At 70.3% G+C, this 13,761-nt stretch carries 11 protein-coding genes and 1 tRNA gene; 10 read left to right on the forward strand and 2 right to left on the reverse strand.

The window, feature by feature from the left end; all coding sequences use genetic code 11:
* The first annotated feature begins 19 nt into the window (after positions 1 to 19).
* The 8 genes from ABZ693_RS21925 to ABZ693_RS21960 all read left to right on the forward strand — a co-directional run bounded on the left by ABZ693_RS21925 (position 20) and on the right by ABZ693_RS21960 (position 10,346).
* On the forward strand, positions 20 to 2,302 hold the full coding sequence (locus ABZ693_RS21925) for an FdhF/YdeP family oxidoreductase (protein ID WP_359879765.1): 2,283 nt from the start codon (positions 20 to 22) through the stop codon (positions 2,300 to 2,302).
* A 77-nt stretch (positions 2,303 to 2,379) separates the two neighbouring features.
* On the forward strand, positions 2,380 to 2,883 hold the full coding sequence (locus ABZ693_RS21930) for a hotdog fold thioesterase (protein WP_359879768.1): 504 nt from the start codon (positions 2,380 to 2,382) through the stop codon (positions 2,881 to 2,883).
* Between the two features lie 317 nt (positions 2,884 to 3,200).
* Positions 3,201 to 3,668, forward strand: a complete 468-nt coding sequence (locus ABZ693_RS21935) for a hypothetical protein (RefSeq protein WP_359879771.1) — start codon at positions 3,201 to 3,203, stop codon at positions 3,666 to 3,668.
* 450 nt (positions 3,669 to 4,118) lie between these two features.
* The gene (locus ABZ693_RS21940; protein ID WP_359879773.1) at positions 4,119 to 5,357 is read left to right on the forward strand and encodes a branched-chain amino acid ABC transporter substrate-binding protein; all 1,239 of its coding nucleotides are present in this window, start codon (positions 4,119 to 4,121) and stop codon (positions 5,355 to 5,357) included.
* Between the two features lie 138 nt (positions 5,358 to 5,495).
* On the forward strand, positions 5,496 to 6,428 hold the full coding sequence (locus tag ABZ693_RS21945; protein ID WP_359879775.1) for a branched-chain amino acid ABC transporter permease: 933 nt from the start codon (positions 5,496 to 5,498) through the stop codon (positions 6,426 to 6,428).
* A gap of 5 nt (positions 6,429 to 6,433) precedes the next feature.
* Positions 6,434 to 8,503 (forward strand): ABC transporter permease subunit, encoded by a 2,070-nt coding sequence (locus tag ABZ693_RS21950; protein ID WP_359879778.1) that lies wholly within the window; start codon positions 6,434 to 6,436, stop codon positions 8,501 to 8,503.
* A gap of 5 nt (positions 8,504 to 8,508) precedes the next feature.
* Positions 8,509 to 9,633: an ABC transporter ATP-binding protein gene (locus tag ABZ693_RS21955; protein ID WP_359879780.1), complete on the forward strand. Its 1,125-nt coding sequence runs from the start codon at positions 8,509 to 8,511 to the stop codon at positions 9,631 to 9,633.
* Positions 9,630 to 10,346: an ABC transporter ATP-binding protein gene (locus ABZ693_RS21960; protein WP_359879782.1), complete on the forward strand. Its 717-nt coding sequence runs from the start codon at positions 9,630 to 9,632 to the stop codon at positions 10,344 to 10,346. The genes ABZ693_RS21955 and ABZ693_RS21960 overlap by 4 nt, the downstream gene beginning before the upstream one ends.
* A 68-nt stretch (positions 10,347 to 10,414) precedes the next feature.
* Here the strand turns inward: ABZ693_RS21960 and ABZ693_RS21965 are convergent, their stop codons facing one another.
* Positions 10,415 to 11,095, reverse strand: a complete 681-nt coding sequence (locus ABZ693_RS21965; protein ID WP_359879784.1) for an ANTAR domain-containing response regulator — start codon at positions 11,093 to 11,095, stop codon at positions 10,415 to 10,417.
* 101 nt (positions 11,096 to 11,196) lie between these two features.
* Here ABZ693_RS21965 and ABZ693_RS21970 point away from each other — a divergent pair.
* Together ABZ693_RS21970 and ABZ693_RS21975 are read left to right on the forward strand one after the other, a co-directional pair.
* Positions 11,197 to 11,269: transfer RNA gene (locus ABZ693_RS21970), tRNA-Leu, on the forward strand.
* Positions 11,270 to 11,379: 110 nt separating this feature from the next.
* On the forward strand, positions 11,380 to 12,162 hold the full coding sequence (locus ABZ693_RS21975; RefSeq protein ID WP_359879787.1) for a helix-turn-helix domain-containing protein: 783 nt from the start codon (positions 11,380 to 11,382) through the stop codon (positions 12,160 to 12,162).
* Positions 12,163 to 12,183: 21 nt separating this feature from the next.
* Here the strand turns inward: ABZ693_RS21975 and pyk are convergent, their stop codons facing one another.
* Positions 12,184 to 13,614: a pyruvate kinase gene (gene pyk / locus ABZ693_RS21980; RefSeq protein WP_359879790.1), complete on the reverse strand. Its 1,431-nt coding sequence runs from the start codon at positions 13,612 to 13,614 to the stop codon at positions 12,184 to 12,186.
* Positions 13,615 to 13,761 lie beyond the last annotated feature (147 nt).

The raw sequence follows: 13,761 nt of genomic DNA on the forward strand, positions 1-13,761 counted from the left end.
GGGCTCGAAGGAGAGCGCGATGGTCAGCAAGCCGCCCGCCGGCGACCCGGTCCAGGACGCGCCGCGGGTCGCGGCGCCGCAGCACGCGGCGGCCGGCCTGCCCGCCGTCGCGCACACCCTGCGGATCGCCCAGGCGCAGATGGGCGTGCGGCGCACCGCGCAGACGCTCCTCAAGGTCAACCAGAAGGACGGCTTCGACTGTCCCGGCTGCGCCTGGCCGGAGGGCGACAAGCGGCACGTGGCCGAGTTCTGCGAGAACGGGGCGAAGGCGGTCGCCGAGGAGGCGACGCTGCGCCGGGTGACCCCCGCGTTCTTCGCCGCGCACCCGGTCGCCGACCTGGCCACCCGCAGCGGCTACTGGCTCGGCCAGCAGGGCCGCATCACCCAGCCCGTGTACCTGCCCGAGGGCGGGGAGCGCTACGAGCCGGTGTCGTGGGAGCGGGCGTTCGCGATCCTCGCGGAGGAACTGACCGCGCTGTCCTCCCCCGACGAGGCGCTGTTCTACACCTCGGGCCGCACCAGCAACGAGGCCGCGTTCCTCCTCCAGCTCTTCGCCCGCGAGTTCGGCACCAACAACCTGCCGGACTGCTCCAACATGTGCCACGAGTCCTCCGGCTCCGCGCTCACCGAGACCATCGGCGTCGGCAAGGGCAGCGTGTCCCTGGAAGACCTCCACCAGGCGGACCTCATCGTGGTCGCCGGACAGAACCCGGGCACGAACCATCCGCGGATGCTGTCGGCCCTGGAGAAGGCGAAGGCGGCCGGCGCGCGGATCATCTCGGTGAACCCGCTGCCCGAGGCCGGCCTGGAGCGGTTCAAGAACCCGCAGACGCCGCAGGGCCTGCTGCGGGGCGCCGCGCTCACCGACCTCTTCCTGCAGATCCGCATCGGCGGCGACCAGGCCCTGTTCCGGCTGCTCAACAAGCTGATCCTGGACACGCCGGGCGCCGTCGACGAGGAGTTCGTCACCGCGCACACGCACGGGTACGAGGAGTTCACGGCGGCCGCGACCGCCGCCGACTGGGACGAGACGCTCGCCGCGACCGGCCTCACCCGGGCCGAGATCGAGCGGGCCCTCGCGATGGTCCTCGCCTCGAAGCGGACGATCGTGTGCTGGGCGATGGGCCTGACCCAGCACAAGCACTCCGTGCCGACCATTCGCGAGATCGTCAACTTCCTTCTGCTGCGCGGGAACATCGGCCGGCCGGGCGCCGGCGTCTGCCCGGTGCGCGGCCACTCCAACGTGCAGGGCGACCGCACGATGGGCATCTTCGAACGGCCCTCGGCGGCCTTCCTGGACGCCCTGGACAAGGAGTTCGGGATCGTCTCGCCGCGCCACCACGGCCTCGACGTGGTCCGCTCCATCCAGGCGCTGCGCCACGGCGACGCCAAGGTGTTCTTCGCGATGGGCGGCAACTTCATCGCCGCGACCCCGGACACCGAGGTCACCGAGGCGGCGATGCGCAAGGCCCGGCTGACCGTGCACGTGTCGACGAAGCTGAACCGCTCGCACGCCGTCACGGGCCGCCGCGCGCTGATCCTGCCGACGCTGGGCCGCACGGACAAGGACATACAGAAGGGCGGCCGTCAGGTCGTCACGGTCGAGGACTCGATGGGTCTGGTGCACGCCTCGCGCGGCAACCTGCCGCCCGCGAGCCCGCACCTGCTGTCCGAGCCGGCGATCGTCGCCCGCCTCGCGCGCGCGGTGCTCGGCGCCGCGTCGGCCACCCCGTGGGAGGAGTTCGAAGCGGACTACGCCACGATTCGCGACCGCATCGCGCGCGTGATCCCCGGCTTCGAGAACTTCAACGCCAAGCTCGCCGCGGACCCGGCCGGCTTCCGGCTGCCCCACGCGCCGCGCGACGAACGCCGCTTCCCGACGGCCACCGGCAAGGCCAACTTCACGGCCGCGCCGGTCGAGTTCCCGCGCGTCCCCGAGGGCCGGCTGCTGCTCCAGACGCTGCGCTCGCACGACCAGTACAACACCACGATCTACGGCCTCGACGACCGCTACCGCGGCATCACGGGCGGCCGCCGGGTCGTCCTCGTCCACCCCGACGACGCGGCCGCGCTGGGCTTCGCCGACGGCGCGTACGCGGATCTGGTCAGCGAGTGGACCGACGGCGTCGAACGCCGGGCGCCCGGATTCCGGGTGGTGCACTACCCGACGGCCCGGGGCTGCGCGGCCGCGTACTACCCGGAGACGAACGTCCTGGTGCCGCTGGAGTCGACCGCCGACGTCAGCAACACCCCCGCGAGCAAGTCCGTGATCGTCCGTCTGGAAGAATCCGCTTCCGCCTGACCATTAAGCGTTTGCTCAGGCGGCCGGCCCCGGTGGGCCGGCCGCCTGAGCCGTACGAGGACGAACGGAGCCTGACCATGGGTGAGCAGCAGCACGTGAAGTTCCCGCAGGAGGTCATCGACGAGTACGCGGCGCTCGGCGTGGACCTGCCGGCGCTCTTCTCGGCCGGACACCTCGGCACCCGGATGGGCGTGCGAATCCTGGAGGCGTCCGCCGACCGCGTCGTCGGCAGCATGCCGGTCGAGGGCAACACCCAGCCGTACGGACTGCTGCACGGCGGCGCCTCCGCGGTCCTGGCCGAGACCCTCGGCTCGATCGGCGCGATGCTGCACGGCGGCCTCACCCGCATCGCGGTGGGCGTCGACCTGAACTGCACGCACCACCGCGGGGTCCGCGACGGCCAGGTGACCGGCGTCGCCACGCCCGTCCACCGGGGCCGCTCGACCGCCACGTACGAGATCGTCATCACCGACGAGCAGGGCAAGCGGGTCTGCTCGGCACGGCTCACCTGCATGCTCAAGGAGGTCGGCGCCAACGACGCGGCGGTGCTCCCGGACGCCGGCCGCGCCGACAACGCCTGACCCGGGCGCCCCGCCCCCTGTGGCCGTGCTCCTCTGACGGCCCCTGACGGCCCCCGCCGCCACGCCCCGTACCGGTGCGATCCGATCCAGCCATATACGCGGATACGGGTGGGGGTACGGACGACGGCACGGCGGCGCCGTCGAACCACCCGGGCCTCGCCCCTCCCTCGGCCCCGGACGGATCCCTTCCGTCCGGGGCCGAGCCGCGTTCCGGCCGCCGGGACACCGGGCCACCACAAGGGGTCCGTGACCGACCCCTTGCCCACGCCGCGCGGCAGCGCTTCACTGGCGTTCCGCCCATCTCGCGAGGGGCCGCCATGACCGCCGTACGCCCCCGTCCCCCGGCGCGCCGACGGGCCGCCGCCGCCCTGCTCGCCGCCGGCGCCCTGACCCTCCCGCTCACCGCCTGCACCGTCCCGACCGCACCCGCCGAACGCGCCGCACCGCAGGTCGGCACCCCTGTCACCCCCGTCGAGGTCTGCACCAGCCTGGTGGCGTACTGGGTGCGCGAAGCCCTCACGGACGGCCCGCAGGCCGGACTCGACTGGGAACAGAAAGGGATGAGCAACGAGCAGCTCGTCCTCCACGACGAGATCCTCGCCGCCGCGCGCACCGAGGAACGGCGGGCCGGCCGCGAGGCCGCCGCCGCCCTCGCCGACCGGGAGAGCCGGCGACGCTGCGCGGCCGCGCACGGCGCCACCGGCAGCTCCGAGAACTGGCGCCCGCCCGGCGAACAGAGGACACCGACCGATCGATCCCGGCCATCCCCGACCCGGGCGTGGTGACTCTGCGTCACATTCACGCGAGGCCGGACCGGCACCCGGACAGAAGCCGCCGAACGGCCCCGGCCGTCCGCTGACACCACGCCGACTGTCCGATATCCGGATACCCTCGCGCACCCCCTGACAGGAGCGTGATCCACTCAAGCCCCTTAGCGGGCCTGGGTGTTCTCAGCATGCGGTCACCGGACAACCGACCGATGTGCCCGGCTTTGCCCCCGGCCCGCACACCGACTCCACCCGTCGGCATAACAAGACAGTCACATCCTGACCTCGGCGCTAACCGTCCCTCCCTACCTGCGCCTAGAGTCACGGCCAGTCACCGCGCCGCCGGGCGCCCCCTCTGCACGGCCGCTCCACCCCGTACGGCCCGGCAACGGAAAACGGCACCTCTCTTGCTCCACTGCTCCGGCACCGCCTCGGCTCGCGGGGGCCGCGCCAGGGAAAGGATTCTTCGTGCGACACCGTTCATTGATCCTCCTCACCAGCGTTCTCACCACGGGAGCGCTCACCCTCACCGCCTGCGGATCGCGCGACGAGGGCAAGAGCGGCGGCGGTGACACCAACGCCGGCGGCACCACCGTCGTCATCGGTGTCGACGCCCCGCTCACCGGTTCGCTCTCCGCCCTCGGCATGGGCATCAAGAACTCCGCGGACCTGGCGATCCAGATCGCCAACAAGAACAAGGAAGTCCCCGGCGTCACCTTCAAGATGGAGGCGCTCGACGACCAGGCCGTGCCCGCCACCGGCAAGGCCAACGCCACCAAGCTCGTCGGCATGAAGGACGTCCTCGGCGTCGTCGGCCCGCTCAACTCCGGCGTCTCCCAGTCGATGCAGGCCGACTTCGCGCGCGCCAACCTCACCCAGATCTCCCCCGCCAACACCAGCCCGTCGCTGTCCCAGGGCGACAACTGGGGCAAGGGCGAGAAGAAGCGTCCCTTCCCGACGTACTTCCGCACCGCCACCACCGACGTCATCCAGGGCAAGTTCGCCGCGAACTACCTCTTCAAGGACGCCGGCAAGAAGAAGGTCTTCGTCGTCAACGACAAGCAGACCTACGGCGCCGGTCTCGCCGCGATCTTCTCCGACGAGTTCAAGCGCCTCGGCGGCCAGGTCGTCGGCACCGACTCCGTCACCGTGAAGGAGACCGACTTCTCCTCCACCGCCACCAAGATCAAGGGCTCCGGCGCCGACTCCGTCTACTTCGGCGGCCAGTACCCCGAGGGCGGTCTGCTCTCCGACCAGATCAAGAAGGCCGGCGCCAAGATCCCCACCATGGGCGGCGACGCGCTGTACGACCCCGAGTTCATCAAGGCCTCCGGCGAGTCCAACGACGGTGACCTCGCCACCTCCGTCGGCTACCCGATCGAGAAGCTCCCGAACGCCAAGAAGTTCATCGAGGACTACAAGGCGGCCGGCTACAAGGAGGCCTACTCCGCGTACGGCGGCTACTCCTACGACGCCGTCTGGTCGATCATCCAGGCCGTCAAGGCCGTCGTCGCCGACAACGGCGGCAAGGTCCCGTCCGACGCCCGCGCCAAGGTCACCCAGGCCATGGCCAAGGTCAGCTTCGACGGTGTCACCGGCACCATCTCGTACGACGAGTTCGGCGACACCACCAACAAGCAGCTCACCGTCTACACGGTCAAGAACGGCGCCTGGACCGACCTGAAGTCCGAGACCTTCAAGGACTGACCCCGGCGCTCCGCCCGGCCCCGCCGGGAGCCGCCTGAACCACCCGCACCACCCGCACCACCCGAACCGGACCGCGCGAGGGCGCAATCAGCGCCCTCGCGCGGTGTCATATCCGACAAAGCTCATCGGAGGCCCGCGGTGAACGAACTGCCGCAACAGCTGGCCGACGGCCTTGCCCTGGGGGCCCTCTACGGTCTCATCGCCATCGGCTACACGATGGTGTACGGCATCGTCCAGCTCATCAACTTCGCCCACGGCGAGATCTTCATGGTCGGAGGCTTCGGCGCTCTCACGGCGTACACGATCCTCCCCGACGGCACCGCCCTCGCCGTCGCCATTCCGGTGATGCTGATCGGAGGCGCGGTGGTCTCGGTGGCCGTCGCCACCGCCGCCGAACGCTTCGCCTACCGTCCCCTGCGCGGCGCGCCCCGCCTCGCCCCCCTGATCACCGCGATCGGTCTGTCGATCGTGCTCCAGCAGCTCATCTGGGGCTTCTACCCGGGCGCCGACAAGCCCGTGAAATTCCCGGAGTTCAAGGGCGAGAGCTTCCAGCTCCTCGACAACCTCGCCATCGCGCGCTCCGACCTCTTCGTCCTGATCGCCGCCCCCGTGTGCATGATCGGCCTCGGTCTCTTCGTCTCCAAGAGCCGCAGCGGCCGCGCCATGCAGGCCACCTCCCAGGACCCCGACACCGCCAAGCTCATGGGCATCAACACCGACCGCATCATCGTGATGGCCTTCGCCATCGGCGCCGCCTTCGCGGCCGTCGCCGCGGTCGCCGAGGGCCTCGACAAGGGCCAGATCCGCTTCGAGATGGGCTTCCTGCTCGGCCTCAAGGCGTTCACCGCCGCCGTCCTCGGCGGCATCGGCAACATCTACGGTGCCATGATCGGCGGACTCGTCCTCGGCCTCGCCGAGACGCTGTCCATCGCCTACGTCGAACACATACCCGGCATGGCGCAGTTCGGCGGCGGCGCGTGGAAGGACATCTGGGTCTTCTCCCTCCTCATCCTCGTGCTTCTGTTCCGGCCCCAGGGCCTGCTCGGACAGCGCACCGCGGACAGGGCGTGATGACGATGACCTCCAAGCCCGACAAGAACAACGAGAACGACCAGGCAGCCGAGCAAGCAGCCGAGCAGGCCGCCGAGCAGGCCGCCGAGCAGGCCGCCACGGCCGAGAACGCCGCCGGCAAGGCCGAGGACACGGCAAAGGCCGAGAGCGCCGCGAAGGTCGAGAAGACCGAGAAGGCCGCGACCACCGAGGCCGCCACGGACGTCGAGACCACCACGGACACCCAGGCCACCGAGAAGGCCGAGACCGTCAACGACGCCAAGGCCGCCGAAACGGCCGAGCCCGCCACGGACTCCAAGGACTCCACGGAAGCCAAGGACCCCAAGGCCACCGCCGCAGCCGAGGCCACCAAGGCCGCGGCCGGCGCCACCGGCGCCAAGTCCTCCGGCCTCCTCCACTGGATCGTCGCCGCCGGCGGTGCCGCCACCTTCGCGTCCACCTTCCTCGCCTGGACCTACACCGCCGAATTCCCCGGCGACCTCACCGTCACCGGCTACCCCGGCGGCCTCCAGGTCCTCACCCTCGTCGCCGGCGCCCTCCTCGTCCTGTTCGCCCTCTCCGGCCTCGGCGTCAAGGGCCTGCGCTGGCTCACCCCCGCGGGCTCCACCAACGCCCTGCGCCTGCTCGCCCTCGGCGCGTTCGGCACCACCTGGTACACCGTCCTCGCCATCGCCATCGAACTCGGCGGCCTGATCAACCTGGAGCCCGGCGGCGTCGTCGCCGCCGTCGCCTCCGCCGTACCGCTCGCCGCGCTCGCCCTCCCGCAGGACGCCCGCACCCCGGCGAAGCCCAAGGAACTCCCCTCCTGGGCGCAGATCCTCGTACTCGTCGCCGCCTTCGCGATCGGCCTGTACGCCGTCACCTACGGCATCTCCACCGAATACGGCGAGCTGTTCATCGGCTACCTGATCCTCGCCGGCTTCGTCGCCGCCGCCCTCAACAAGTCCGGCCTGGTGAGCCGCGTCTCCGCCATCGCCTCCGCGCACCGGCAGGTCGCCGCCATCGCCGCCTTCGTCGCCGCGGCCGTCTTCCCCTTCACCCAGAACACCGACACCTTCACGGTCATCGCGGTCAACATCCTGATCTTCGCGACCGTCGCGCTCGGCCTCAACATCGTCGTCGGCCTCGCCGGCCTGCTCGACCTCGGCTACGTCGCCTTCCTCGGCGTCGGCGCCTACACCGCCGCCCTGGTCTCCGGCTCCACCGCCTCCGCCTTCGGCGTCCAGCTGCCCTTCTTCGCCTCCGTCGTCATCGGCGCCGTCGTCGCCCTGGTCTTCGGCGTCGTCATCGGCGCGCCGACCCTGCGACTGCACGGCGACTACCTCGCCATCGTCACCCTGGGCTTCGGAGAGATCTTCCGCATCACCGTCAGCAACCTGGACGGCAACAACGGCCCCCGCGTCACCAACGGCCCCAACGGCATCCCCAACATCCCCGCGCTCGACATCTTCGGCTACGACTTCAGCCAGCCCCACAGCATCCTGGGCCTGGAGGTGGGCCTGTACGCCAACTACTACCTGCTGATGCTGCTCGTCCTGGTCCTCGTCGTGGTGGTCTTCAGCCGCGCCCAGGACTCCCGCATCGGCCGCGCCTGGGTCGCCATCCGCGAGGACGAGACCGCCGCCACCGCCATGGGCATCAACGGCTTCCGCGTCAAGCTCATCGCCTTCGCCCTCGGCGCCACCCTCGCCGGCGTCGCCGGCACCGTCCAGGCCCACTTCCAGGGCACCGTCGTGCCCGAGATGTACGTCTTCGCCGGCCCCGTCGCCCCGAACTCCGCGTTCCTCCTCGCCGCCGTCATCCTCGGCGGCATGGGCACCATCCGCGGCCCCATCCTCGGCGCCGCACTGCTCTTCCTCATCCCCGAGAAGCTGGCCTTCCTCAAGGACTACCAGCTCCTCGCGTTCGGCCTCGCGCTCATCCTGCTCATGCGCTTCCGCCCCGAGGGCCTCATCCCCAACCGGCGCGCCAAGCTCGAGTTCCACGAGCACGAGGAGAACGCCGCCCAGCTCGACGTACCGGAACAGCGGCAGTCCGCCGAGTCCGGCGCCGGAACCGCGAAGGCGGGTGCGTGAACGCCATGACGACGACCCCGACCACCACCACCGGCACGGCCGCGGACACCGCCGCCACCGTCCTCGACGCCAGCGGCGTCACCATGCGCTTCGGCGGCCTCACCGCCGTCCAGGGCGTGGACCTCACCGTCCGCGAGGGCGAGATCGTCGGTCTCATCGGCCCCAACGGCGCCGGCAAGACCACCTTCTTCAACTGCCTGACCGGTTTGTACGTCCCGACCGAGGGCCAGGTCAGCTACAAGGGCACGGTGCTGCCGCCCAAGCCGCACCTCGTCACCCAGGCCGGCATCGCCCGTACCTTCCAGAACATCCGGCTCTTCTCCAACATGACCGTCCTGGAGAACGTCCTCGTCGGACGCCACACCCGGACCAAGGAAGGCCTCTGGTCCGCGCTCCTGCGCGGCCCCGGCTTCAAGCGCGCCGAGGCCGCCTCCCGCGAACGGGCCATGGAACTCCTGGAGTTCGTCGGCCTCGACGCCAAGGCCGACCACCTCGCCCGCAACCTCCCGTACGGCGAGCAGCGCAAACTGGAGATCGCCCGCGCCCTCGCCAGCGACCCCGGCCTGCTGCTGCTCGACGAGCCGACGGCCGGCATGAACCAGAACGAGACCCGGACGACCGAGGAGCTGGTCTTCGCGATCCGCGACCTCGGCGTCGCGGTCCTGGTCATCGAGCACGACATGAAGTTCATCTTCAACCTGTGCGACCGGGTGGCCGTCCTCGTCCAGGGCCAGAAGCTCGTCGAGGGCACCGCCGAGGTCGTCCAGGGCGACGAGCGCGTCGTGGCCGCGTACCTCGGTACGCCCTTCGAGGGCGCCCCCGGCGCCGAGGAGGCCGCCGAGGTCGCGGCGGCGGAGGCCCACGCGGCCGAGGAGGCGGCACCCGCGAAGGCGGAAGCCAAGGCCAAGGCGGAACCGGCGGCGGACGCCGAGGGGCCGGAGGAGGCGGAGGCGGAGGCGGAGGCGGAGGCGGAGGCAGCGACCGAGGCCGCCGCCGACACCGAGGCCGCCCCCGACACTGAAGAGACCACCGACGCTTCCGCCGGAGCGGCCGACCAGAGCACCGACACCGCCGACGCCGCGACTCCGGCCGCCGACGCGGACAGCACCACCGAAGGAGACTCCAAGTGACCGCACTCCTGGAGGTCGAGAACCTCAGGGTCGCCTACGGCAAGATCGAGGCCGTCAAGGGCATCTCCTTCTCCGTCGAGGCCGGCCAGGTCGTCAGCCTCATCGGCACCAACGGCGCCGGCAAGACCACCACCCTGCGCACCCTCTCCGGCCTCATCAAACCGGCCGGCGGAAAGATGACCTTCAACGGCGAGGTGCTCAACGGCATCCCCGCCCACAAGATGGTCGCGCGCGGCATGGCCCACTCCCCCGAGGGCCGGCACATCTTCCCCAAGCTGTCCATCACCGAGAACCTCCAGCTCGGCGCCTTCCTCCGCAAGGACAAGGACGGCATCGCCCACGACATCCAGCGCGCCTACGACCTCTTCCCCATCCTGGGCGAACGTCGCAAGCAGGCCGCGGGCACCCTGTCCGGCGGCGAGCAGCAGATGCTCGCCATGGGCCGCGCCCTGATGTCACGGCCCAAGCTGCTCATGCTCGACGAGCCCTCCATGGGCCTCTCCCCGATCATGATGCAGAAGATCATGGAGACCATCGCCACCCTCAAGGCGGAGGGCATGACGATCCTGCTCATCGAGCAGAACGCGCAGGCCGCGCTCTCCCTGGCGGACTACGGGTACGTGCTGGAGGTCGGCACAATCAAGCTGCACGGCACCGGCCAGGACCTGCTCGTCGACGACGAGGTGCGCAAGACGTACCTCGGCGAGGAGTAGCCCCGTACGGACGGAAACGGGAGGGCCCGCACCACGGCTTCGTGGTGCGGGCCCTCCCGTCGTACCGCCTACTGCTCCTTGGCCTTCGCGGCCTTCTTCTCCTCGGCGTCCTCGATGACGGCCTCGGCGACCTGCTGCATCGACATCCGCCGGTCCATCGACGTCTTCTGGATCCAGCGGAACGCGGCGGGCTCCGTCAGCCCGTACTGCGTCTGCAGGACCGACTTGGCGCGGTCCACCAGCTTGCGGGTCTCCAGGCGCTGGCTGAGGTCGGCGACCTCCTTCTCCAGGGCCCGCAGCTCGGCGAACCGTGACACGGCCATCTCGATGGCCGGTACGACGTCGCTCTTGCTGAACGGCTTCACCAGGTACGCCATCGCGCCGGCGTCCCGGGCCCGCTCGACCAGCTCGCGCTGGGAGAAGGCGGTGAGCATGAGAACCGGGGCGATGGACTCGCCCGCGATCTTCTCGGCCGCGGAGATGCCGTCGAGGACGGGCATCTTCACGTCCAGGATCACCAGATCGGGCCGGTGCTCCCGCGCCAGCTCGACGGCCCTGGCCCCGTCACCGGCCTCGCCGACGACCGTGTAGCCCTCTTCCTCCAGCATCTCTTTGAGATCCAGCCGGATGAGGGCCTCGTCCTCGGCGATGACGACGCGGGTCGTCAGCGGAGGGACGTGGGACGCCTCGACGGCGTCGGCACCTTCGGCGTCTTCGGCGGCGGGCTGGGGCGACTCGGGGGCGGTCACGCGGGCTCCTCGTTGCGGGGCAACTACTGCTGACACGAGCCTACCCACCTCCTGTAAGGTAGGACCACGGCGGGTGACCGCCAACCTTCGTTTCGAAGGATGCCCCGGTAGCCCAGCGGTAGAGGCCATGGTCTCAAACACCATCCAGCGTGGGTTCGAATCCCACCCGGGGTACTTTACCTTCAATTCCATGGTCAAAACCCCTTGAGCCTGTGTCACCCGCACGCGTGACATCCGGGCCGTTCCCCTCTCCCCTCGTGAGACGCCTCGTCACGCTCGGGCGCATGTACGACATCGGAACGCGGCGACAAGCCCTGTCCCTGGTCATCCAGGGGCGCAGCCTCAACTCCGTCAGCCGGCAGACCGGGATCTCCCGCGCCGCCCTCCGCGGCTGGCGGACCCACCTCGAACCGCGCCCGCGCATGTCCGCCCATCGCGCGCCCTGCGTCCGCTGCCGCCCCACCCCGGGCCTGCCCGACGCCGTGGAGGCGTATTCCTATCTGCTCGGGCTCTACCTCGGCGACGGCTGCGTCAGCCCGCACCGGCAGGGCAGCCAGCATCTGCGCATCGCCTGCGCGGACGCCTGGCCGGGGCTGATCGAGGCGTGCCGCGACGCGATCAGGGCCGTACAGCCCCACGGCTCCGTGATCGCCGTACGGAAGCAGGGCTGCGTCGCGGTCACCAGCTACGGCCGCCACTGGACGTGCCTGTTCCCGCAGCACGGCCCCGGCAAGAAGCACGAGCGGCGGATCGCCCTCGAAGCCTGGCAGCAGGACATCGTCGACGCCCATCCGTGGGAGTTCATCCGGGGGCTCATCCATTCCGACGGCTGCCGGATCATCAACTGGACGACGCGCCTCGTCGGTGGTGCACGCAAGCGGTACGAGTACCCCCGGTACTTCTTCACCAACAAGTCGGCCGACATCAGGGCACTGTTCTGCGACGCGCTCCGTGCCGTCGGTGTCGAGTGGACGACGACGTCCAAGCACGGCGAGCCGCTCAACGTGTCCGTCGCCCGCAAAGCCTCCGTCGCGCTCATGGACGCGCATGTCGGCCCCAAGTACTGAGCCGCCGGTGCCGAGTCCCCGTCAGTTCGTCACCGGGTCGCCGATGTGGTGGACGCGGACCATGTTCGTGGAGCCGGAGACGCCGGGCGGGGAGCCGGCGGTGATGACGACGATGTCTCCCTCGCGGCAGCGGCCGCGGCGCCGCAGTTCCGCGTCGACCTGGGCGACCATCGCGTCGGTGGAGTCGGCGTGCGGGCCGAGGAAGGTCTCGACGCCCCAGGTGAGGTTGAGCTGGGAGTGGGTGTCGGGGTCGGGGGTGAAGGCGAGGAGGGGGATGGGCGAGCGGGAGCGGGAGAGGCGTTTGACGGTGTCGCCGGACTGGGTGCAGGCGACGAGGTAGCGGGCGCCGAGGAAGTCGCCGATCTCGGCGGCGGCGCGGGCGACGGCGCCGCCCTGGGTGCGGGGTTTGGTGTTCTCGGTGAGCGGCGGGAGGCCGGCGGCGAGGAGGTCTTCCTCGGCGGCTTCGACGATGCGGCTCATGGTGCGGACGGTCTCGACGGGGTATTTGCCGACGCTGGTCTCGCCGGAGAGCATGACGGCGTCGGTGCCGTCGATGACGGCGTTGGCGACGTCGCTGGCCTCGGCGCGGGTGGGGCGGGAGTTCTCGATCATCGAGTCGAGCATCTGGGTGGCGACGATGACGGGTTTGGCGTTGCGCTTGGCGAGGGTGACGGCGCGCTTCTGGACGATGGGGACTTGTTCGAGGGGCATTTCGACGCCGAGGTCGCCGCGGGCGACCATGATGCCGTCGAAGGCGGCGACGATGTCCTCGAGGTGGTCGACGGCCTGCGGCTTCTCGATCTTGGCGATGACGGGGACGCGGCGGCCTTCCTCGTCCATGACGCGGTGGACGTCCTCGATGTCGCGGGCGTTGCGGACGAAGGAGAGGGCGATGACGTCGGCGCCGATGCGCAGGGCCCAGCGGAGGTCGTCGATGTCCTTGTCGGAGAGGGCGGGGACGGAGACGGCGATGCCGGGGATGTTGAGGCCCTTGTTGTCGGAGATCATTCCGCCTTCGACGACGCGGGTGTGGACGCGGGGTCCGTCGACGGCGGTGACTTCGAGGGTGACGCGGCCGTCGTCGACGAGGATGCGTTCGCCGGTGGTGACGTCGGTGGCGAGGCCGGTGTGGGTGGTGCCGCAGCAGTGGCGGTCGCCGTCCATGGGTTCGACGGTGATGGTGAAGTGGTCGCCGCGTTCAAGGAGTACGGGGCCTTCGCGGAAGCGTCCGAGGCGGATCTTCGGGCCTTGAAGGTCGGCGAGGACGGCGACGCCGCGGCCGGTTTCCTCGGCGGCTTTGCGGACGCTGTGGTAGCGCTCCTCGTGTTCGGCGTAGCTGCCGTGGCTGAGGTTGAGGCGGGCCACGTCCATTCCGGCTTCGAGCAGTGCCTTGATCTGGTCGTATGCCGCGGTGGCGGGCCCAAGGGTGCAGACGATTTTCGCTCGGCGCATGGGCACGACCCTAGGGCTTACTTACGGGTAGCGAAGGAGTCCGCCATGACGACTCAACAACCTTTGCGTGAAAGGTTGTTGACAAGTCTTGAATGTGTGCGCACGGTCGCTCCGATGAGCGGTTTCGGGGGCCTTGCGGGGTTTGTC

It is taken from the genome of Streptomyces laurentii, assembly GCF_040635425.1.
GTDB lineage: Bacteria > Actinomycetota > Actinomycetes > Streptomycetales > Streptomycetaceae > Streptomyces > Streptomyces laurentii.